Source organism: Aequorivita aquimaris (genome assembly GCF_001573155.1).
GTDB classification, from domain to species: Bacteria; Bacteroidota; Bacteroidia; order Flavobacteriales; family Flavobacteriaceae; genus Aequorivita; species Aequorivita aquimaris.
Map to the genome: position 1 here is coordinate 1 of NZ_JRWG01000009.1, position 22,263 is coordinate 22,263.

Consider the following 22,263-nt stretch of genomic DNA (forward strand, 5'->3'; position numbering starts at 1 on the left):
GTGGGGCGGAATGTAGCTTTTAATGCCCCTGGCTTCCAGATAGGCATAGTTCTCCCCACTGCTGTAGCCGGTGTCTGCCAAGAGGTGCTCCCAAATCATTCCCTCCTTTCTCAACCGCCTGTTGAGCCTTGCCACGGTGTCCTGCAAATACTGGTTGTCTTTCTTGTCGGCGTGGTAAGCCTGCACATCGGTAATCACGTGGCCCCCGGTATCTACGCTTATGTTGCACAGGTAGTTGAGCTTTCTTGCCTTCCCGGGCTTGACACTTATTCTGGAATCGGGATCGGTAGGACTATAATGGGTTTTGTTGCTGGTGTAACGGCTGCCTTTGTTCTTGGCTCCCGGGCGCATATCCTGGTCTTCGCTCCATCTTTTGTTGCGGCTCTTGATCTCCTGTAATTCTTTTTTACTGGCCGTTATTTCTTGTTGTTCTTTAGGCGCTTTGTTCTCTTTGGCCTTTCTGTCCCTGCTGCTCTGTACGCGCACCTTGGAAAGGTGTTCTTCAAGTTCATCTGCCGGCACTTTGATTTCAAGACTGTCCATCGAGGCATTGGCCTTTACAGGAGCTGAATCGATGGCCTGGGTATGGCCGCTTACCAGACCGGCTTCTATGCACAATTTCAGAACACGGGTAAAGACTTCTTCAAAAATATCTTCCGGGAAAAGTTGCCGTGTGCGGCTGATGGTGCTGTGCCAAGGTAAAGGCTCGTCAATATCATAGTCCAGAAAATAAAGGATGTCCATGCGCATGCTGCAGTGATCCATCAGGCCACGGTCTGTGGTTATGTTTTCCAGATAGCCCACCAGGCATATCTTGAAAAAGACCACGGGGTCTATGCTTTTTTGCCCGCTTTGTCCATAGAACTTATTGGTGAGCGGATAAAGAAAGTCCAGGTCTAGAACTTCTTTTAGCCGTCGGTAAAAATTTTCTTTTGAAACCCTGTCGCTTAGCTTAAAGCTTGTGAAGAGTTTTTCCTGATAGTTTTTCTTGCCTTGCATAGGCATGAAATTAATAAACTTCTCAATTTTATACAAGCCTTTTGCTATATTTGAAGAGGTGGTTGTGCAACAGGCACAACGTATATAGTTTATTGCTAGATCAAGCCTAGTTACGAAAATCCTCGCGGATTTTCAGTTTGGTGTGTACTTGCAAAGTTAAGTGCTAAACCACGCAACTACTCATAGCCGGAGCCGTTGGCAACAAGCTGAATAAAAATTCGAAAATCATAAAAGCAACTGAAAATGATAATTTTGTACCTTTGATAAAAAGCTAATAAAATGGATTTACAAACGAGAAAATTAGAACTTATTCAGGAATTTTTGAAAATTCAAAGTGAAGATGTCATCTCACGTCTGGAAAAGATTTTAAAAAAAGAAAACAAAAGATCTGGACACGAAGATTTTAAGCCAATGACAATTGAAGAGTTTAACTCTCGAATCGACCAGTCTATGGAAGATTCAAAAAATGGTCGATTAATCGAAGCGAGTGAATTAAAAGCCAAAATTGATAAATGGAACTAAATTTATTCTGGACTGATTTTTCTCAAAAAGAGCTCGAAAAAATCTATGAATATTATCGAGAAAACGCAGGAATAAGAGTTGCTAAAAATCTCGTTAACGGAATTTATAATGAAACTCTAAAATTAAAAATTCAGCCGAGAATCGGACAAGAAGAAGAAATTTTAAAGAGCAGAAAACAAGAATTCAGATATTTAGTTTATAAAAATTATAAAGTCATTTATTGGATTAACGAAAAAGAAAACCGAATTGAAATAAATGATGTTTTCGATACTCGACAAAACCCAACAAAAATCAAAAGAACAAAATAAAGCCAGTTGCCAACAAAGATCTAAGTTAAAAACCTAACCTTTTTTCTAAAATTTCGATATAAATTTCTCATCATAGGGCAGTCCACTTTTCACGATTGCAAATGCCTGTTTCAGCAGTTTATTTGCTACTGCTATCAACGCCAGTTTTTTGCTTTTCCCCTTTAACACTATGCGCCCATAGACCTCTCGGCATGCCTTGTTGTGCTTGCATGCTGAAAACGCGCACAGAAACAACAGGTTCTGTAAGCTTCCCTTAAAACCGAATTGTTTAAAAGTAGAATAATTATCTTAAATTTAAACAGTATTGTGAGACGAAGTAAATTTTCACCGCAACAGATTGCAAAGATTTTAAAGGAATTCGACAACGGAAAGAGTGTTGACCAGATTAGCCGTGAGCACGGTGTTGCCCCTGCGACCTTCTATAAGTGGCGCTCCAGGTATGCCGGGATGAACACCAAGGAGCTCAAGCGCCTCAAGGAGCTGGAAGAAGAGAACGCCAGGCTCAAGCAGATGTATGCCTCCCTTGCCCTTGACCACCAGATGGCCAAGGAGATCATCGAAAAAAAGCTCTAAAGCCCTGCAGGAAGCGAACCATTGCCAAAGAACTTATTCATTACGGCATCTGCAGGGCGTGCCGTGTACTCAACATGAGTAAGAGTGTTTATTATTATAGGCCGTTGCCCAAGGATGACAGCGAGATAGAACAGGCCTTACAACAAAAGGCAAAGGAACATTCAGAGGAAGGTTTTTGGAAGGCCTATGACCGGTTGCGCGAAGAGGGAAAACCCTGGAGCCATAAGCGTATGCACAGGGTCTATGTGGCACTGGGGCTCCCCTTGCGCAGAAAGGTGAAGAAACGTTAAACGTTTGCCTGCCAGAACAAAAGAACCCCTGGAGGTTCCAAGCGAGCTCAACCATACCTGGAGTATGGATTTTGTAACAGACGTCCTAGAGAACAGAAGGCGCTTTAGGGCATTTAATATAATCGACGATTTTAACAGGGAGGCACTCCATATTGAGGTCGACTTCTCCCTGACGAGCAACCGCGTGGTCTGGGTGCTCAACCACCTTATCAATAAAAAGGCAAACCAAAAAAAATACGGATGGACAACGGCCCTGAGTTTATCGCCAAGATCGCCTCGGAATGGAGCGAGATGCACGATATCGAGTTCAAGTATATACAGCCGGGGAAACCCACGCAAAATGCGTTTGTGGAAAGGTTCAATGGGAGTTACAGAAGAGGGGTACTAAACAAATACATCTTTGAAGACATAGACCAAGTAAGAGAACAGACGCATATCTGGATGCACGATTACAACCATTACCGGCCGCACGACGGACTGGATAAAATATCGCCAGTAAAATATGCGGAACTTAATTCTCTTGGGGCTAGCCCCAAGAGAATTAAAAACAATAAGTTTGTAAAAATATTAGAAGAATAAACAGTTCTAATTAGGGGAAGCTTACACATTTTTAGAAACTAAAATAGGCCATTCCAGAACAAAACAATAAATTCAAATACCTATGAAAAATATATACATCTTATTGTTAGCTACACTATTCACAATTCAGCTAAATGCCCAAAACAACATAAATATTTTTATAGAGGAAGGCATAGCGCACCACGACAATGGTGATTATGACAAAGCACTGGACGCCTATAAAAAAGCGCTGATCCTTGATCCACAATCTACAGTGGTGAACTATGAAATGGCGCTGAGCTATTTTAAAAAAAAGGATTATGAAAATTCCATAGCACGTGCAGATATTGTAATTGACAAAAAAGAAGACAATGTAATAAGCGCCTATCTTGTAAAAGGCTCAGCCCTGGATATGATGGGAAAAGTGAAAGAGTCCATCAAGCTTTTTGAAAAAGCCATTCGCAAATATCCAAACGAATATCTGTTATATTACAATCTGGCATTAAACCACTACAAACTGAACCAAATGGACAAGGCCAAAGAAAATGTTATTAAAGCCATAGAAAACAATCCAAATCATGGCAGCAGCCATTGGATGCTGGCAAACATTGAGTACGCAAAGGGCAACACGGTTCAGTCGTTACTGGCCAATCATTATTTTTTATTTTTAGAACCTGACTCTGCCCGTTCTTTGGATGCCTATACATTCCTTCGTAAAAATTTTGGCGGAAATGTAACCCAAGACAAAGATAACGCCATCACTATTAATGTCTCCATGAGTGAAGATGATGACCCATTTTCTGCCGCTGGTTTAATGCTTGGCCTTATGGGAGCCACCAATCTTTTGCCCGAAAATTCAGATAAAACTTCTGAAGAACTCTTTGTGGAAAACACCGACTCCTTCTTTAAAATATTGGGTGAATTAAAAGACAAAAAACAAACGGGTCTTTATTGGAATTTTTACGTACCCTTCTTTTATGATGTTGCAAACAGCGACCATTTGGAAACCTATTGTATGTACATTTCGCAAAGCGGAAATGAAGACCCTACAGCCTGGCTGGATGCAAATACCAAAAAAGTTGAAGCTTTTGATATATGGCTTAAAGAATACTCTCAGTAATTTTAACCCAAAAAATACAAAATGAAACACCTTTTATTTTTCGCTTTACTCAATTCATTTTTTTCAATTACAGCACAAGAAAATTGTGAGAAATTCAAGAATGGAACATTTAAAATGAGTGATCCTGCAATCAACTTTGCCTGCACCATTACCAGAAATGATTCTATTCAAGTTGAAAAAATAGACGGTACAAATCAACAATCCACCTATAGGGTGAAATGGACCAGTCCCTGTGCATATGAACTACAAATGGTTGAAGGAAATCCTGATGCTGTAGCTTTTTATAAAGATAAAATACTTAAGGTGAATATCATTTCAACCGAAGAAGACAATTACACATACGAGGCCAGAATTGATGGGATTGAATTTGTTTCTACCCAAACCATTTATAAAGTGGAATGATAAGCTATACGTTAACTTATCAATTTTTAATAAGCTTTATTGTATTACTTTTCTTGTTTGAAGTAATCTTACAAAAATAAATTCCGTTTGACTGCGATGCCAGATTGAGCAAGATGCTATTTTTACCAATAGAAACATCTTTTACATCCACACTTTTTACATTTTTTCCCAAAATATCAAAAACTTCAATGGAAACGGGGCTAGCATCTTTAGATTGGAAAATTAAAGTAGTAGTTTCAGAAAAGGGATTGGGGTAATTTAACCCATCCATTTGTTCTGTAAAAGCGATATCATTTATACCCAGTGTTCTTTCCAGAGTTCGGTCTATACAGTCAAACCCATCAATTCCATCCGGGTTATAAATACTGAAACCTTCGCTCTGTGTTAGGGCCCAAACATTTCCAAAAGAATCTACTGCTATATCTTCTACCTGTTTGTGCGCCAAGGGGGAGCTCCCATCCAAGAAGGTAATAAAGGTATTTCCAGTGCCATCAAAATATGAGATACCGCCATAATAGGGCCAAATTTGTGTGTTATGGGCGCTTATGTAAATATTGTTGGCCGTATCAAAATCTATGGCCGTTACATAATCAGCCGCAATGTTGCTGTTTGACTCATTCCAATTGGTCCAAGTTGTGCCGTCATATTTCCATAAACCGGTAGTGGTACCTAGCCACATATTGTCATTGGCATCAAAAGCGACGTGAAGTACGTGCTCGATACCTTGAGGAGATAAGTCTATATTGGTCCACGATCCGTTTTCAAATACATCTATACCTTGGTAACTACCTACATACATGGCATTACCACGAGACCCCAGACTATATGGAGGACCGGACAATCCGTTAGACATGTTCCAGACAGTCCAAGTGTCGGCAACCTTATCAAACATAATAGCGTTATTGTCAGTAAGTGCAAACAATTTACCGTCATCCGTGGCATTTAATTCTTCAATAAATTGAAGTGCCGGGGTGGAATTGGTATTGTCATAAGTAGTCCAGGCGGCATAGTCCCAATAATTACCGTCCGGAACATGAATAATATAGCCCGAGGTGCCAGTGTATGAAAACCAAATATCGCCATCGGCATCTTCAGTAATTGAGGTTCCGATGGTAGTGGAATATAATGTCTGCGGATTTGGAAATAATCCCCCGTTCTCAGGGCCATAGACTTCCCATTTTGGACAATCAAAAACCTGGATCCCACCGTTGCCATTGGCAAACCATCTGCGACCTTGACTATCAATAAAAATATCCTCGTTGAAATTGGTTGGCAGTCCAGTATTGTAAGCTGTATATTGAATCCAACCCGTACCGTCATTCTTTGCCACCACGCCGTAACCCGATACCCAGTATGTGCCATCATTGTCTATGTATGAATCGAACATGCTTAGGTTCATATATTCCGAAGTCCAAGTAGTTCCGTCAAATAGCAATACGCGGTAATTGGAACCCTCAGCTATAATGACCTGATCACCGTGTATGGCCAGCGATCTGCCCTGTACGTTTGAAATAGGCCAATCACTTTCGTTAATTTGCGTCCAAGCGGTGCCGTCAAAAATATCGACTGCATTACCCACCAAAGCCCAAACCTTATTTTGGTCATCAATTGCAACTTCCCAAACATTATCTGCCGAAAGGCCACTATTTGCAGTGGTATAGTGCTGCCAGGTTGTACCGTCAAAAGAAATAAGGCCATTGTTTGAAGCTATCCACTTTACATCATTGCCATCAATGGCTATATCTCTCAAATTGGATCCAGAGGGAAGACCTGAGTTTGAGGAAGTGTAGTAATTCCAAGTTGCGCCATCAAAATAACCCACGCCTCCCAAAGCTGGGTCGCTATTGGTATTTACAGTCCAGACCGTATCGCCTGCACCTATGGCTATTCCCTCAACATCGGTACTTAAAAAAGGGGTGTTAGAAGCATCATAATGCGTCCAATTCAAGCCGTCGCCAGAAGTGGTAATACCTGCTTCAGAGCCGACCCATATAATACCCGTACTGTCAAAAGCAATGTCATAAATCAATCCGTTTGGCAAATATTCATCAGAATAGGTGGACCAATTGGTATAAACAGTATCCGTAGTAGCAATACGCACCAAACTACCTTCGTCTGAAGACTCATAGCCTCCAGTCCATATATTGCCAAAGGCATCGCCCTGCACAACGAAATGTAGCGCCCCGCCTATGCCTGTATTTTCTTTACGGAGATAGGTCCAGTTGGGATCTTGGGCAAAAGTTTGGATTGTAAACGATAGTAAAATTATATTGATAAGTACTTTTGTTTTCATAAGTGTTCTTTTTAAAAAGACAATCACCGACAAAAAAACCCTACCCTAATTTACAATTTTTTTAAATTATAAGTTTAAATATTGACTTTTTAGTGCCCCAAGCCGAATTTAATTCACTTTTAACCCTTGATTATCCTCAGATAACTTTATAATAATTAATTTTGAAGAAATTCATAAAACAATACGATGAAATACGATCAAATCTCCAACAAACTCTTTATAAAAAACCGCAAAAACTTTATGGCCCAGATGAAGCCAAAGAGTGTGGCGGTCTTTAACAGTAACGATATTTTTCCAATAGGTGCAGACAGCACCATGCCCTTTCAGCAGGCACGCGATATTTTTTACTTAACGGGTGCAGACCAAGAGGAAACCATGCTTGTTCTTTTTCCAGACGCGCCAAACAAGGACCACCGCGAAATGCTTTTTGTGCGAGAAACCAACGACCATATTGCCGTTTGGGAAGGCGAAAAACTTACCAAGGAAAATGCTACTGAGATAAGCGGAATAAGATCCATTTACTGGCTGAAGGAGTTCGACAAGATTTTCTTTGAAGTAATGACCCAAGCCGAACGTGTTTATTTTAACACCAACGAGCATTACCGCCAGAGCGTGGAAACCGAGACACGCGAAGACCGTTTCATCCAAAAAACAAAGGAGAAGTTTCCGGCACACAGTTGGGAACGCAGTAATCCAATTTTACAACGCTTGCGTTCCGTAAAGGACAAAATTGAAATAGACCTAATGCAGCAAGCCTGCAACATCACCGAAAAAGGTTTTAGAAGACTCCTGAACTTCGTAAAACCCGGTGTGTGGGAATATGAAATTGAGGCGGAGCTTATGCACGAGTTTTTAAGAAACCGTTCCCGCGGTTTTGCTTATACGCCCATCATAGCAAGTGGAAATAGCGCCAACGTGCTACATTACATCGAAAACAACCAACAGTGCAAAAAAGGCGATTTGCTTCTTTTGGACGTGGGTGCCGAATATGCAAACTATTCCAGTGATATGACACGTACCATTCCCGTAAGCGGAAAGTTTAGCAAACGCCAGCGCGAGGTTTATGATGCTGTGAAAAAAGTTAAGGACGATGCCACAAAAATGCTGGTCCCCGGCAATTACTGGAAGGAGTATCACGAAGAAGTGGGCAAACTGATGACCAAAGCCCTCTTGGACCTAAAGCTTCTGGACAAAGCCGATGTAAAAAACGAAGACCCAAACTGGCCTGCCTACAAAAAATACTTTATGCACGGCACCAGCCACCACATAGGCCTGGATACACACGATTATGGAATTCTTTGGGAAAAGATGACCGAGAACATGGTATTTACCGTGGAACCGGGAATCTATATTCCAGAGGAAGGTTTTGGAGTCCGTTTGGAAGATGATGTAGTTATCCAGAAAAAAGGCGAACCCTTTAACTTAATGGGCAACATACCGATAGAAGCGGAAGAGATTGAAGAAATAATGAATAAATAGAAGCCGAGAACCAAGAATCAAAACTTTAGACCTAATAGATTTTCCTTCTTTCTACGAACTACAGTGAAAGAGAAAAACTGTTAGGTCTTTTTGAGGCCAGCAGGACTTATGGAAGTATCAAATCTTTTTATTGGCGTTTTTCTAATTATAGTTGGAGTTGTTGTAAAACATTTCAAATTATATTTCTTAATTGCCGGTTATAATACCATGAGCGAGGCTTATAAGGAAAAAGTTAATATTGAAAAAGTAGCTACGCTTTTAAGAAGTGTCATGGTTTTTATGGGCTTGGCTCTTATTTTATTGGCATTAGCCAGTTCATACAACGATAAGCCTGAAATTACCGACTATCTGTTTTTTCCTATTGTAATTGGAAGCGTAATTTATCTTATTGTTAAATCGAATTCCAAAGCCTATAAAAAGTAGGTTTAATTAGCTTTTCATCGCGTGACTTTTCATTATAAAAATATTCCTATCCATTACGAAACCTTCGGAAATGGCCCTGCTATTGTTTTACTTCACGGTTTTTTGGAAAGTGCCACCATGTGGAAACCCTTGATTCCGCAGTTGTCAAAAAATAACCTTGTAATCACGATGGACTTTCCCGGTCACGGAAAGAGCGGCGTTATTGCTGAAATCCATACTATGGAATTGATGGCAGAATTGGTGGATGAAATACTCCAAAAGCTACAAATTTCGTCAGCAAGCTTTTTAGGCCACTCCATGGGTGGTTATGTTACCTTGGCCTATGCCGAATTATTTTCAGAAAAAGTAGAGAAAATAATTCTTTTAAATTCAACACCCGCCGCAGATTCCGAAGAAAGAAAAGAAAATCGCACCCGGGCATTGAAGGTTATAGACCAAAACCCGCAGGCTTACATAAGTATGGCCATTGGAAATCTCTTTGCTGAAAGCTCCCGTGAAAAATTTTCAAAGGAAATTGAAACTTTGAAAAATGAAGCGTTTTCTTTTCCCGTGGAAGGAATAAAAGCCGCCATTAAAGGTATGTGCGATAGAAAAGACAGAACTACTGTTTTAAAAAATTTCAGAAAAGACAAACATGTGATATTGGCAAAAGAAGATCCAATTTTACCATTTTTAGAAACAGAAAAGCTGGCAGAGCTATCTGATGCTTCAGTAAAAATTATTGAAGGCGGCCATATGAGTTTGATAGAAAATGGTGATTCTGTTGCGAAATATTTACATTTTATCGGATAAAATTTGCGCTTTATCTAAAAAAATGTTAATATTGGGAAATTAACCCCAATTAAATTAACAAAGATGGATAAAGTTACGCCCCAAAGCCGACCTCCAATTTTGAGCCTTGTATGCACTGCATTTGGCCATGATTACATCGTAACCCGCAAAATTACCAATCACATTAATGAATATAAATGTGTCTGTTGCGGGAAAGAGGTTTCGAACAGCTATTCTGGTAAATTTGAGCTACTTACCCGCAAACAACGTGAAGTGAATGAGTGTTTATCTTCATTTTTCATAAAAAAGAAAAAACTTTCCATCCATTAGAAATATTTCACTTTCCTCAAGATTCTGTTCCCTTTAAATTAGGGAACAAGGTTTATAGTGACTTATTTTAAAACTTAATCTTTATTTTTCAAGGCATTCCAACCACGTGCAATCAATGGTATTTTTGAGTCTGCGCGGCTAATTAAATGCACTCCTTCCTTTTCATCGGTAATGTGTCCTATTACAGTTAAATGCGGATTTGCCTTTATTTTCGGAAAATCCTCAGTATTAATTGTGAAAAGTAATTCATAGTCTTCCCCTCCGCTCAACGCTATTGTAGTGCTATCGAGATTAAATTCCTCACAGGCTGAAATAACCTGAGGATCCAATGGGATTTTATCTTCATACAAATTACACCCGACTTTTGAGTTGTTGCAGATATGTAATATTTCTGAAGACAAGCCATCGCTAATATCAATCATTGCAGTAGGCTTTACGCCTAATTCTTTCAATAAGGCAGGAATATCCTTTCGGGCCTCTGGTTTTAACTGCCGCTCCACTAAATACGAATATGGTTCCAAATCGGGTTGCGAGTTGGGATTCACCTTAAAAACTTCCTTTTCGCGTTCCAAAACTTGGAGCCCCATATAAGCAGCGCCAAGGTCACCAGTTACAACCAATAGGTCATTTTCTTTTGCACCACTTCTATAAACGGCGTCGCCTTTATTTACAGTTCCTAGGGCAGTGATACTTATAAGCAACCCAGTAGTTGATGAGGTGGTATCGCCGCCCACTAGGTCAATATTATATATTTTGGCTGCCGCTTGAATACCTGCATATAGTTCTTCCAAGGCTTCTACAGGAAATCTATTGGAAACCGCCACGCTAACGGTAATTTGTGATGGTTCTGCATTCATGGCATAAACATCTGAAAGGTTAACGACCACAGCCTTGTACCCCAAATGTTTTAATGGAACGTAGCTTAAATCAAAATGTACTCCTTCTAGTAGTAAGTCTGTGGTTACTACCATTTCTTTTTTTGAATCACAAGAGATTACAGCAGCATCATCGCCAACTCCCTTTACAGTGGACTTTTGCTTTATTTTGAAGTTTTTGGTAAGATGGTCAATCAAGCCAAATTCTCCTAAATTTTCAATATTAGTAGTGGAGTTGTCTTTGTTCTCAAACATGGATCAATTCTATTAGGGTTTTGGCAAAAATACTGCTTCAATAACCAATAAAAAAGCCAAATGAAACATTGCTATAAAATCACAATACTAATATTTAACCTTTTACGTTTGTAGAAAAACACATAATATGTTTACATTTAGCCGCTTTTAAACCTTATATTATATCCAAATGAAAAAAATATTACCAATTCTAGCTTTTTTGATTGCAACTTATTCTTTCGCACAAACACCTTGTGAAAATGGTATGGCCGGACAATACCCCTGCAACGGCTTAGACCTTTTATCTCGCATAAGCCTTAATACTTTTGGCACTGACAGAGGAAATGATTCTTGGGGATGGACCGACCCCCTAGATGGAAAAGAATATGCATTGATGGGCTTGGGCAACGGTACTGCCTTTGTGGATATCACAGACCCCGTGAACCCAATATACCTTGGTAAACTTCCAACACATACAGATTCAAGTACGTGGAGAGATATAAAAGTTTATAACGACCACGCTTTCATAGTAAGTGAAGCTGGGGGGCACGGAATGCAGGTTTTTGATTTAACGCGCCTGCGCAATGTGACTAATGCTCCAGAAACATTTACGGAAGATGCCCATTACGACGGCTTTGGACATTGCCACAATATTGTTATTAATGAAGAAACCGGGTATGCTTTTGCTGTTGGAACAAGTACTTTTGGCGGAGGGCCACATTTTGTGAATATTCAAGACCCAGTAAATCCTGTTGCAGCTGGCGGGTTTAGCGGCGATAATTATTGCCATGACGCTCAAGTTGTTATTTATAACGGCCCAGATTCAGATTATACAGGACGCGAAATATTTTTCGGCAGTAATGAAGACAGAATTTCAATTGTTGACGTAACCAATAAAAATAACCCTATACCTATATCAAACGGTTTTTACGGAAGTGTAGATTACACTCACCAAGGCTGGTTAACAGAAGACCAACGTTATTTTATGATTGGTGACGAATTGGACGAGTCTAATTTTGGATTTAATACCAGAACCATAATCTTTGACCTGAGCGACCTGGACAACCCTGTGGTTCATTTTGAATATGAAGCAGATGTAGCTGCAATAGACCATAACGGTTATGTAAAAGGAAATGAATTCTATTTATCCAGCTACCGTGCAGGATTGCGAGTTTTTGATATTAGCGATATCGAGAACCAAAATATGGTGGAGACCAAATTTTTTGACACTTATCCAACCAGTAATTCAGCCCGTTTTGATGGGGCTTGGAGTGTTTACCCATACTTTGCCAGTGGCAGTATTGTAATTAGCGATATTGACCGTGGACTATTTGTGGTTAGAGATCATCTTTTGGGAGTTAACGACAATTCAATTTCAAACTTCGCAGTTGCTCCAAACCCGGCAACGGAGATTGTTACCGTTACATCAAAAACAGAGCCTATAGCACAAGTAGAAATTTTTAACGTATTGGGGCAAAAGATAATGGATTTAAATTTCACTGAAAGTCTTTCCGAAAACATAAACGTTTCTAACCTTCAATCGGGAATGTATGTGATGAAAATAAATTCAACTACAACAAAACGATTATTAATAGACTAAAAAAACTGTTATCCCCAATATGTTAAATATTAATACCCCAAACCTTAAAGCGCTCCCAATTCTGCTTTCGTTTTCATTATTATTTTTTTCCTGCGGAAAAGATGACGGCCCGGGACCTGAACCCGAAATAAATGGTGAAGTAGAACTGGTAAAAACCTATGGCGGAAGCGGAATAGATGAAGCAGTCTCAGTTGTTGAAGCTGCAGATGGAAGCTATTTAGTTTTAGGAACCACCCGAAGCTCCGACGGTGATATTACTGACCGTTCCGGCTCCGATAGCGATTTTTGGTTGCTAAAACTTTCCAAAACCGGAGATATAATCTGGAGCAAAACATATGGCGGCAGTGATGATGAAAACGCTTCCAGAATTACAAAAACCAATGACGGAGGATACTTATTATCCGGTTACACTACCAGCAACGATGGCGATGTTAACGGCAACGAAGGTTTTCAGGACTATTGGGTGGTAAAGGTTGATAATGCTGGCAACATTTTATGGGAAGAAAATTTTGGTTTTTCAGGCAGTGATCAAGCTTTCAAGGCCTTTCAAACCTCAGACGGCGGATATTTTATAACAGGTTTTTTTGATGTTTCAGCAAGTGGCGGCGCTGGAAATGATTTCCAAAGAGGTACCATGCACGGCGTTGGTGAGTTTTGGGGAATTAAACTAGCTGCTGATGGCACCAAGGAATGGAGACGTTATTTTGGCGGAACCAATAACGACCGTAGCTATGATGCCCTTGAAACTGCAGATGGCGGTTTTTTAATGACCGGCACCTCCGAAAGTGAGGATTTTGACAAAACTGACCCTAAAGGAAGTTATGATTACTGGGCGGTACGCCTAACGGCTGATGGCGATTTGGTTTGGACCAAATCTTTTGGAGGAGACGAGATCGATAACTCCTATGCTTCCATAAAAACTAATGACGACAACTATATAATGGTTGGCGACTCTAGAAGCTCAGACCAAGATGTAACCTCCCCACGAGGAAATGCGGATGCTTGGATGGTAAAGTTTGACGATAACGGAAGTAAAATCTGGCAAAAATCTTTTGGCGGTTCCCAATTTGATACTGCCCACAGCATTGTGCAACGCAACAATGGAGATTATATACTCTCAGGTCATAGCCGAAGTGCAGATGGAGATCTACAAACCAACAATGGCGTGAACGACGTTTGGGTTTTTATTGTTGACGGAAATGGAGCTATGAGGTTTCAAAAAAGTATAGGAGGCTCAAACCTTGATTTTGCGTCAGAAGCTATTGAAACTTCAGACAATAAAATTTTAGTGGTAGGCAACAGTGAAAGCAACGATTTGGATATACCTTCAAACAAAGGCTCCAAAGATTTTTTAATGATTAGAATAAAATAGTTTTAACAATTTACAAATCCCTTTTTTTAACCTATGAAAAAAATAGTTTTTTTATTAGCTATAGCATTTGCTGCAATTGGCTGTAGTAACGATGATGATGGCAATAACATTCCGGTAACTGCTGCCGTATCTTTTAACTTTACCCAAAACTGGGGAGTAACTGAGATTACCCCATCCAATTATACCTCAGGAGTTTATGAAAATGCCGCAGGAAATTATGTTTCTATTGATAGACTTCGGTATTTAATTTCACGGGTAGAGCTTCATAAAGCAGATGGCACGACTGTTTCTTTTGATGGTTACCAATTAATTGATCTTGCCGATGCAGGTTCGTTGAGTTTTAACCCTTCAGAATCAGTAGCTACTGGTGATTATACGGGTATTTCATTTGTTTATGGTTTTAATGAAGAGGATAACGTAAATGGAGCTTATCCAGATTTAAATGCTGCTGATTGGAATTGGCCAACCATGCTGGGCGGAGGGTATCACTTTATGCAGATGGATGGTAATTTTGACGACTCAAACGGCACATCACAGCCCTATAATTTTCACAACGGTACTGCGAGGGTAAGTGAAGGTGTTTTTGAACAAAACTTCATCAGTTTTGATTTTGACCAAAACTTTACCATTTCTGGCGATGTAACCATAGAAATAGCAATGGATATTTCAGAATGGTACAAAAATCCTTTAACTTGGGATCTTAACGATAGAAGTGTTAATTTAATGATGAATTATCTAGCCCAAAAAGATATGCAAAGAAACGGCGCAACCGTTTTCAGCATTGGTGCTATAACACAATAATTTAAAAAAATTGAAGGAACGGTCCATGAAATTGTTTCGAGTATTCTTTGGAATTTTAGCCATGAGCTTGTTTATTGCTTGTTCATCAAGCGATCCAGATCCTGCAGATCCCAATGAAGATTATATACCCACTCCAAAACCATTGACCGTTCCTCCTATTTTTGACCGCTTACTACCTCCCCCAATCGTTCCTGCTGATAATCCACAAACTGTAGAAGGAGTAGCCTTGGGCCGTAAATTGTTTTTTGACCCCATACTTTCCGGTGACGGAACACAAGCCTGTGCTTCTTGCCACCAACCTGCTAATTCCTTTACCGATACCGATCGTTTCAGTATAGGAATAGATGGCTTGGAAGGCACAAGAAATTCTATGCCTATCTTCAATACGGCTTGGAACACAAAAAATAAATTTTTCTGGGATGGCCGTGCTTCCAGCCTTGAGGCACAAGCCTTGGAACCTGTTACCAACCCCATAGAAATGCACAATACTTGGCAAAATGCCGTGTCGAGTTTACAAAGCGATGCGGAATACCCCGAACTTTTCAACAAAGCTTTTGGAACCGGCAATATTACCAAAGAGTTAACCGCAAAGGCTATTGCCCAGTTTGAAAGAACCCTTATTTCAGCTAATTCTCCTTTTGATAAGTATCTTTTGGGCGAAGGTAGCCTTACGCCCCAGGAATTGAACGGCTTTCAAATATTTATGGATGAATCGCGCGGAGATTGTTTCCATTGCCACGGTAATGAAAACAGCCCATTATGGACAGACAATATTTTTCACAATAACGGCCTCGATGCAATTATAACCGACAAAGGTTTGGGCAATGTTACCGGAGATCCAAACCATGATGGTTTGTTCAAATCACCATCACTTCGAAATTTAGCTTACACAGCACCCTATATGCACGATGGCCGATTTGCAACTTTGGATGAGGTTATAAATCATTATAGTGAAGGGCTCGTGTATTCAAGAACAATTGATCCGCTGATGAAAGCTGTATCACGTGGCGGAGTCCATTTAACAGAATCTGACAAAGCAGACTTAAAAGCATTTCTTCTTTCGCTTTCAGACCCTTCCTTTATAAGTAACCCCGATTTTCAGGATCCCAATTAATTTCTGAAGTAGTTTCGAATTCTAATACCCTAAAAAATACGGGGTGTTAATTATTGTTTAAAACTATGGCCCCATAGTTTTAAAATCCTACTTCCGTATGGTCAAAAGTACGAATTGATGTATATTTGCCGTCTAATTTAGAATTAATCTACATATGATTAGGGTAAGTGAAAGCGCAAAAACCAAAATTGCACAATTGATGGCCGAAGAGGGCTTTAATATTGCAAATGATTTTGTACGCGTTGGCGTAAAAAGTGGCGGGTGTTCAGGACTAAGCTATGAGCTGAAATTTGACCATAATTTAGGCGAAGACGATAAACTCTTTGAGGAAGAAAATGTAAAAATAGCCGTAGACAAAAAAAGCTTTTTATATTTAGTTGGCACTACACTTGAATACAGTGGCGGCCTGAATGGAAAAGGATTCGTATTTAAGAATCCTAATGCAAACCGCACCTGTGGCTGCGGAGAATCTTTTTCACTTTAAAATATAAATGAGGATGAGCAAGTATACTGAAGATGATTTAAAAAAAGAACTGGAAACCAAGGAATACGAATATGGTTTCTATACCGATATAGAATCTGACACTTTTCCCATAGGGATAAACGAAGATGTAGTTCGTGCCATTTCAAAAAAGAAAGAAGAGCCCGAATGGATGACTGAATGGCGTTTGGAGTCCTTCCGATATTGGCAGGAAATGGTAGAGCCAGATTGGGCAAACGTTCATTACGAAAAGCCTAATTTTCAAAATATTTCCTATTATTCCGCACCCAATAAAAAACCAAAATATAATAGTATTGACGAAGTAGATCCTGAGCTTTTGGATACTTTTAAAAGGCTGGGGATTTCTTTGGACGAGCAAAAGAAATTGGCCGGAGTTGCAGTAGATATTGTTATGGACTCCGTATCCGTGGCTACTACTTTCCAAAAAACATTGGCGGAAAAAGGAATTATTTTCTGCTCTATTTCCGAAGCCATTCGCAAACATCCCGAATTGGTAAAAAAATATCTGGGAACCGTAGTGCCGCAGCGCGATAATTTTTACGCCGCCCTTAACAGTGCCGTGTTTAGTGATGGTTCCTTTTGTTACATCCCAAAAGGCGTTCGCTGCCCGATGGAGCTTTCTACCTATTTCAGAATTAACCAGGCCGGAACCGGACAGTTTGAAAGAACCCTCGTAATTGCCGATGAAGGCAGCTACGTAAGCTATTTGGAAGGCTGTACTGCCCCAAGCCGCGATGAAAACCAATTGCACGCCGCCGTGGTGGAACTTATTGCCCTGGACGGTGCCGAGATAAAATACTCAACGGTTCAAAACTGGTTTCCGGGCGATAAGGAAGGAAAAGGTGGGGTTTACAATTTTGTGACCAAAAGAGGTATTTGCGAGAAAAATGCAAAAATTTCCTGGACCCAAGTAGAAACCGGAAGCGCTGTAACCTGGAAGTATCCAAGTTGTGTACTTAAGGGTGACAATTCCATCGGGGAATTTTACTCCATTGCCGTAACTAACGATTATCAACAGGCCGATACTGGCACAAAGATGATTCACATTGGTAAAAACACTAAAAGCACCATAATTTCAAAAGGTATTTCGGCAGGAAAATCACAGAATAGTTATCGCGGTTTGGTGAAAATTATGCCAAACGCAGACAACGCGCGTAATTTTTCCCAGTGCGATTCCTTGTTGATGGGCAACAGTTGTGGCGCGCACACCTTCCCCTATATTGAAGCAAAAAACAAAACCGCCCAAATAGAGCACGAGGCTACGACCAGTAAAATTGGCGAAGACCAAATTTTCTATTGCAACCAGCGGGGAATTGATACTGAAAAGGCCATTGCACTGATAGTAAATGGTTTCAGTAAAGAAGTGTTGAATAAACTGCCAATGGAATTTGCTGTTGAAGCACAAAAACTATTGGAGATAAGCCTCGAGGGGTCAGTTGGCTAAACACTTTATGTCTTGGAAAATTAAGTAGAAAACTAAATATACAACCTATGAAAAAAATCGTTTTGTTGTCAATGCTTTTAGCAGTAGTATTTTCTTGTAAAAATTCTGAAGAAAAAAATTCCGAAGTTGAAGAAACAACTACCGAAAATGTTGAAGTTAAAGCTTATAAAGGAGATTATATCGATTCAAATGGCGCTTTGGTGCTAATGGGGACTAACTTTATTTATGGTGTGAAGCGCAACGAAATGTCAGAAAAACTCTCACAACAGGTTGCTAATGTAAAAAAGAATGATTTTGATATGGTGGGTGTAGTTGTGAGAGGAAATATTTCAAAAAATACAGATACTGACAGCGAGTGGGAAGAAGTGATTACAATAACAGAAATAATGAGGGTTAGTGACAAACCTTCAGAAGCGGATATAAAATTTGAAGAATCAGCAAAGAATAATTAAGATGTTAAAAATAAAAGATTTACACGCCGGACTTGAAGGAAAAGACATACTGCAAGGTATTAATCTTGAAGTAAAAGCAGGCGAAGTCCACGCAATAATGGGACCCAACGGTTCTGGAAAAAGTACCTTGGCCTCAGTTGTTGCAGGCAAAGAGGAGTATGAGGTTAGCAGAGGCTACATTACATTTGAAAACGAGGATATTTCTGAGTTGGATCCTGAGGAAAGAGCCCATAAAGGCATCTTTCTTTCCTTTCAATATCCTGTGGAAATTCCTGGGGTTTCCGTGACCAATTTTATAAAAACGGCCATCAACGAAACCCGCAAATCGAAAAAGATGGACGATATGCCTGCATCCGAAATGCTTAAAATGATTAAGGAAAAGGCAGACATGCTGGAGATTGACCGTAAATTTCTTTCACGTTCACTAAATGAAGGTTTTTCCGGAGGTGAAAAGAAACGAAACGAGATTTTCCAAATGGCAATGCTCGAACCAAAGCTTGCTATCCTAGACGAAACTGACTCTGGGCTGGACATTGACGCACTCAAAATTGTGGCAAATGGCGTAAATAAGTTAAAGAGTGGAGATAATGCCGTAATCGTTATCACCCACTATCAGCGCCTTTTGGACTATATAGTTCCAGATTTTGTACACGTTTTAATGAACGGAAGAATCGTAAAATCCGGCACCAAGGAACTGGCTTACGAGCTTGAGGAAAAAGGATACGATTGGATTAAGGAAGAATTGGTTTAAAATAGTTTCTGGTTTCTGGTTTCAAGTTTCTGGTTGGATAAAATCCAAAAATTTATGGCCACAATTGAAAGGTTTGAAGATTTAGATATTTGGAAAGAAGCAAGACTTCTTTCCAAAGAAATAATCCGGTTATCAAAAAATACTGAACTAAAAACCGATTACAAACTAAGAGACCAGATAAAAAACGCATCGGGTTCCGTAATGGACAATATAGCCGAAGGGTTTGAAAGAGACGGAAATTTAGAATTCAGACAATTTCTATCAATCGCAAAAGGTTCCGCGGGAGAATCTCGCTCGCAATTATATAGGATTTATGATTCTGAATATATTTCAGAAGAAGAATTATCTTCTTTGGTTAATAGATATTTGAACTTAAGTAAACGAATAGCGAACTTTATCATATATCTGAACAAAAATGAATTTAAAGGCAACAAGTACAAATAACTTGAAACCTGAAACAAGAAACTTGAAACAATATTTTCATGAGCTTTAAAGACAAATTATTATCATCATACATCGCCCTGGAAGATTATTTGGAGTTTGATTCGCCATTGCACGATGTGCGTAATAACGCCATAAAAATTTTTGAAGAAAAAGGGTTTCCCACAAAGAAAGAGGAAGCGTGGAAATACACATCACTCAATACTTTGCTGAAACCAGATTACAGCATCTATTCAAATAAAGAGCGTAATGTTGAGCTAAAAAATGTTCGAAAGTATTTTCTGCACGAAATTGACACCTACAAACTTGTTTTTGTAGACGGAGTTTACAATTCGTTCCTTTCAGAAACCACGCACGATTCGCTGGATGTTTGTTTAATGTCTGCGGCATTGAACAAAAGCAAATACAAGCCCGTGATTGAAGCCTATTTCAACAAGGCCGCAAAGAGCGATAGTTTAACTGCGCTAAATACTGCTTTTACAAAAGAAGGCGCTTACATCCACATTCCAGCCCATAAAGAAGTTGAAAAGCCCATTGAAATAATTAATTTCTCTACTGGAAATGAAGCGGCAATTTTTTTACAACCAAGAAATCTAATAGTGGTTGGCGAAAATGCGCACGTACAAATAATTGAACGTCACCAAAGTCTTTCCAGTAATGAGGTTTTGACCAATTCTGTTACCGAGATTTTTGCCGAAAAACGCGCTTACGTAGATTATTATAAAATTCAAAACGACGAAGCCACCGCTTCTTTGATTGACAATACATACATCTCACAACAGCGTGATACGGTTTGCCGCGTGCATACTTTCGCCTTTGGCGGAAAATTGGTTCGCAACAACCTCAACTTTTTCCAAAAAGGGGAAAACTGCGATTCTACACTGAAAGGAATTACCATTCTTGAAGGCAAGCAACATACAGACCACAACACATTGGTACACCACATAGCACCAAACTGCGAAAGCCACCAAGATTACAAAGGGCTGTTTGCAGAAGCTTCCACGGGGGTTTTCAACGGAAAGATAATAGTTGAGAAAGATGCCCAAAAGATTGACGCCTTTCAGCAGAACAACAACATTTTGATTGATGATAAAGCCACGATAAACGCCAAGCCGCAGTTGGAAATTTTTGCCGACGACGTAAAATGCTCGCACGGTTGCACTATTGGTCAGTTTGACGAAGATGCACTATTCTACCTTCGCAGTCGCGGAATTGGGCTGAAAGAATCTCGTGCCTTGTTAATGTATGCGTTTGCGAATACCGTTTTGGAAAGTGTTAAAATTCCAGAATTGAAAGTGCGGATCAATAAGCTTATTGCCAATAAAATTGGGGTGAGTTTGGGATTTGAGCTTTAAAATTATTTTTTATGAGCTTTGATATCCAAAAAATACGCAAAGATTTCCCCATCCTTTCCCGAAAGGTAAACGGCTATCCGTTGGTATATTTGGACAACGCGGCAACGTCGCAAAAACCGCAACAGGTTATTGATTGCATTGTGGATTATTACAGCAATTACAATGCAAATATCCATCGCGGAGTGCACACACTTTCACAGGAAGCGACAGACGCTTATGAGTCTGCCCGTAAAAAAATTCAAACTCATTTTAACGCAAAGGAAGCCTACGAAATCATTTTCACGGCGGGTACCACCCACGGAATAAATCTGGTGGCAAATGGTTTTTCTGAAATTCTAAAAAAAGGCGATGAAATAATCGTTTCCGCAATGGAACACCACAGCAATATCGTGCCGTGGCAAATGCTGTGCGAAAAAACCGGAGCCATTTTGAAGGTTATTCCGATGAACGAGGAAGGCGTTTTGGTTTTTTCGGAATATGAAAAATTGCTTTCAAAAAAAACGAAACTGGTTTTCGTAAACCACATTTCAAATGCATTGGGAACTATCAATCCCATTGTTGAAATTATTGAAAAAGCACACGAAGTTGGAGCTGCCGTGCTGGTTGACGGCGCACAAGCCTGTTCACACATAAAACCCGATCTTCAAAGACTCGATGTAGATTTCTACGTAACCTCAGCACACAAAATGTGTGGGCCAACGGGCGTTGGGATTCTTTATATGAAGGAGGAATGGGGCAACAAACTCCCGCCCTATCAAGGCGGTGGCGAGATGATTGCTGAAGTTACTTTTGAAAAAACCACCTATGCCGGACTGCCGCATAAATTTGAGGCCGGAACCCCTAATATCTGTGGCGGCATTGCTTTTGGAGCAGCTATTGACTATCTAAACACAATCGGTTTTGAAGCAATTGAAAAGCACGAAAACGAACTTTTAAAATATGCTACTGAAAAACTTTTGAAAATTGACGGTTTAAAAATTTACGGTACGGGACCTGATAAAACCTCTGTGGTTTCATTCAACATTGAAGGAATTCATCCCTACGATATAGGTGCCATTGTTGACAAATTGGGCATTGCCGTGCGCACCGGCCACCACTGCGCGCAGCCTATTATGGATTTTTATAAAATTCCGGGAACGGTTCGGGCTTCCTTTGCATTTTACAATACATTGGAAGAAGTGGATGCCTTGGTAACAGCAGTAAAAAAAGCTAAAATGATGTTAAGTTGAACCATCACTAAAAGTTAAAACTTGA

At 39.9% G+C, this 22,263-nt stretch carries 22 protein-coding genes and 2 pseudogenes; 20 read left to right on the forward strand and 4 right to left on the reverse strand.

Annotated elements, in window-relative coordinates; all coding sequences use genetic code 11:
• A partial coding sequence (locus LS48_RS12295; RefSeq protein WP_157881736.1) for a transposase occupies positions 1 to 999 on the reverse strand: 999 nt, incomplete at its 3' end.
• Between the two features lie 279 nt (positions 1,000 to 1,278).
• Here LS48_RS12295 and LS48_RS12300 point away from each other — a divergent pair.
• Together LS48_RS12300 and LS48_RS12305 are read left to right on the forward strand one after the other, a co-directional pair.
• The gene (locus tag LS48_RS12300) at positions 1,279 to 1,521 is read left to right on the forward strand and encodes a hypothetical protein (protein WP_062622809.1); all 243 of its coding nucleotides are present in this window, start codon (positions 1,279 to 1,281) and stop codon (positions 1,519 to 1,521) included.
• On the forward strand, positions 1,512 to 1,829 hold the full coding sequence (locus LS48_RS12305) for a type II toxin-antitoxin system RelE/ParE family toxin (protein ID WP_062622810.1): 318 nt from the start codon (positions 1,512 to 1,514) through the stop codon (positions 1,827 to 1,829). The genes LS48_RS12300 and LS48_RS12305 overlap by 10 nt, the downstream gene beginning before the upstream one ends.
• Positions 1,830 to 1,874: 45 nt before the next feature.
• Here the strand turns inward: LS48_RS12305 and LS48_RS15615 are convergent.
• Positions 1,875 to 2,075: pseudogene (locus LS48_RS15615) on the reverse strand (IS110 family transposase); the annotation flags it as partial.
• Positions 2,076 to 2,135: 60 nt separating this feature from the next.
• On the opposite strand from LS48_RS15615, the pseudogene LS48_RS12315 reads away from it, so the two are divergent.
• The 3 genes and pseudogenes from LS48_RS12315 (at position 2,136) to LS48_RS12325 (ending at position 4,772) form a co-directional block, all read left to right on the forward strand.
• Positions 2,136 to 3,271: pseudogene (locus tag LS48_RS12315) on the forward strand (IS3 family transposase).
• Positions 3,272 to 3,353: 82 nt separating this feature from the next.
• Positions 3,354 to 4,370 carry a tetratricopeptide repeat protein gene (locus LS48_RS12320; RefSeq protein WP_062622812.1) on the forward strand — a complete coding sequence of 339 codons (1,017 nt, stop codon included), beginning with the start codon at positions 3,354 to 3,356 and terminating at the stop codon, positions 4,368 to 4,370.
• A 21-nt stretch (positions 4,371 to 4,391) separates the two neighbouring features.
• Positions 4,392 to 4,772, forward strand: coding sequence for a hypothetical protein (locus LS48_RS12325; RefSeq protein ID WP_062622813.1), 381 nt, complete (start codon positions 4,392 to 4,394; stop codon positions 4,770 to 4,772).
• A gap of 19 nt (positions 4,773 to 4,791) precedes the next feature.
• Here LS48_RS12325 and LS48_RS12330 read toward each other — a convergent pair whose 3' ends face one another.
• Positions 4,792 to 7,065, reverse strand: coding sequence for a T9SS type A sorting domain-containing protein (locus LS48_RS12330; protein WP_062622814.1), 2,274 nt, complete (start codon positions 7,063 to 7,065; stop codon positions 4,792 to 4,794).
• A 186-nt stretch (positions 7,066 to 7,251) separates the two neighbouring features.
• On the opposite strand from LS48_RS12330, the gene LS48_RS12335 reads away from it, so the two are divergent.
• From LS48_RS12335 to LS48_RS15840, 4 genes are all read left to right on the forward strand, one after another.
• Positions 7,252 to 8,544, forward strand: a complete 1,293-nt coding sequence (locus tag LS48_RS12335) for an aminopeptidase P family protein (protein WP_062622815.1) — start codon at positions 7,252 to 7,254, stop codon at positions 8,542 to 8,544.
• A 90-nt stretch (positions 8,545 to 8,634) separates the two neighbouring features.
• Positions 8,635 to 8,967, forward strand: a complete 333-nt coding sequence (locus LS48_RS12340) for a DUF3784 domain-containing protein (protein ID WP_131807725.1) — start codon at positions 8,635 to 8,637, stop codon at positions 8,965 to 8,967.
• Positions 8,968 to 8,988: 21 nt separating this feature from the next.
• Positions 8,989 to 9,759, forward strand: a complete 771-nt coding sequence (locus LS48_RS12345) for an alpha/beta fold hydrolase (RefSeq protein WP_062622817.1) — start codon at positions 8,989 to 8,991, stop codon at positions 9,757 to 9,759.
• A gap of 63 nt (positions 9,760 to 9,822) precedes the next feature.
• Positions 9,823 to 10,068: a DUF1660 family phage protein gene (locus tag LS48_RS15840; RefSeq protein WP_076692473.1), complete on the forward strand. Its 246-nt coding sequence runs from the start codon at positions 9,823 to 9,825 to the stop codon at positions 10,066 to 10,068.
• 74 nt (positions 10,069 to 10,142) lie between these two features.
• On the opposite strand, the gene thiL is transcribed toward LS48_RS15840, so the two are convergent.
• Positions 10,143 to 11,198, reverse strand: a complete 1,056-nt coding sequence (gene thiL, locus LS48_RS12350; protein ID WP_062622818.1) for a thiamine-phosphate kinase — start codon at positions 11,196 to 11,198, stop codon at positions 10,143 to 10,145.
• Positions 11,199 to 11,367: 169 nt separating this feature from the next.
• On the opposite strand from thiL, the gene LS48_RS12355 reads away from it, so the two are divergent.
• From LS48_RS12355 to LS48_RS12405, 11 genes are all read left to right on the forward strand, one after another.
• Entirely contained in the window at positions 11,368 to 12,777 is a 1,410-nt protein-coding gene (locus LS48_RS12355) for a choice-of-anchor B family protein (RefSeq protein ID WP_062622819.1), read from the forward strand.
• Positions 12,778 to 12,796: 19 nt separating this feature from the next.
• On the forward strand, positions 12,797 to 14,149 hold the full coding sequence (locus LS48_RS12360) for a hypothetical protein (RefSeq protein WP_062622820.1): 1,353 nt from the start codon (positions 12,797 to 12,799) through the stop codon (positions 14,147 to 14,149).
• A 33-nt stretch (positions 14,150 to 14,182) separates the two neighbouring features.
• The gene (locus LS48_RS12365) at positions 14,183 to 14,950 is read left to right on the forward strand and encodes an MbnP family protein (protein WP_062622821.1); all 768 of its coding nucleotides are present in this window, start codon (positions 14,183 to 14,185) and stop codon (positions 14,948 to 14,950) included.
• A gap of 25 nt (positions 14,951 to 14,975) precedes the next feature.
• Complete coding sequence (locus LS48_RS12370) at positions 14,976 to 16,064, forward strand: cytochrome-c peroxidase (protein WP_078056435.1); 1,089 nt, start codon at positions 14,976 to 14,978, stop codon at positions 16,062 to 16,064.
• Between the two features lie 154 nt (positions 16,065 to 16,218).
• The gene (locus tag LS48_RS12375) at positions 16,219 to 16,548 is read left to right on the forward strand and encodes a HesB/IscA family protein (RefSeq protein WP_062622822.1); all 330 of its coding nucleotides are present in this window, start codon (positions 16,219 to 16,221) and stop codon (positions 16,546 to 16,548) included.
• A gap of 13 nt (positions 16,549 to 16,561) precedes the next feature.
• A complete protein-coding gene (gene sufB, locus LS48_RS12380) occupies positions 16,562 to 18,010 on the forward strand; it encodes a Fe-S cluster assembly protein SufB (RefSeq protein ID WP_062622823.1) in 1,449 nt (482 codons plus the stop codon).
• Between the two features lie 47 nt (positions 18,011 to 18,057).
• The gene (locus tag LS48_RS12385) at positions 18,058 to 18,462 is read left to right on the forward strand and encodes a hypothetical protein (protein ID WP_062622824.1); all 405 of its coding nucleotides are present in this window, start codon (positions 18,058 to 18,060) and stop codon (positions 18,460 to 18,462) included.
• A gap of 1 nt (position 18,463) precedes the next feature.
• Positions 18,464 to 19,213 (forward strand): Fe-S cluster assembly ATPase SufC, encoded by a 750-nt coding sequence (sufC, locus tag LS48_RS12390; RefSeq protein ID WP_062622825.1) that lies wholly within the window; start codon positions 18,464 to 18,466, stop codon positions 19,211 to 19,213.
• Positions 19,214 to 19,267: 54 nt separating this feature from the next.
• Complete coding sequence (locus tag LS48_RS12395) at positions 19,268 to 19,657, forward strand: four helix bundle protein (RefSeq protein ID WP_062622872.1); 390 nt, start codon at positions 19,268 to 19,270, stop codon at positions 19,655 to 19,657.
• 38 nt (positions 19,658 to 19,695) lie between these two features.
• The gene (gene sufD, locus LS48_RS12400) at positions 19,696 to 21,009 is read left to right on the forward strand and encodes a Fe-S cluster assembly protein SufD (RefSeq protein WP_062622826.1); all 1,314 of its coding nucleotides are present in this window, start codon (positions 19,696 to 19,698) and stop codon (positions 21,007 to 21,009) included.
• 11 nt (positions 21,010 to 21,020) lie between these two features.
• The gene (locus tag LS48_RS12405) at positions 21,021 to 22,238 is read left to right on the forward strand and encodes an aminotransferase class V-fold PLP-dependent enzyme (RefSeq protein WP_062622827.1); all 1,218 of its coding nucleotides are present in this window, start codon (positions 21,021 to 21,023) and stop codon (positions 22,236 to 22,238) included.
• Positions 22,239 to 22,263 lie beyond the last annotated feature (25 nt).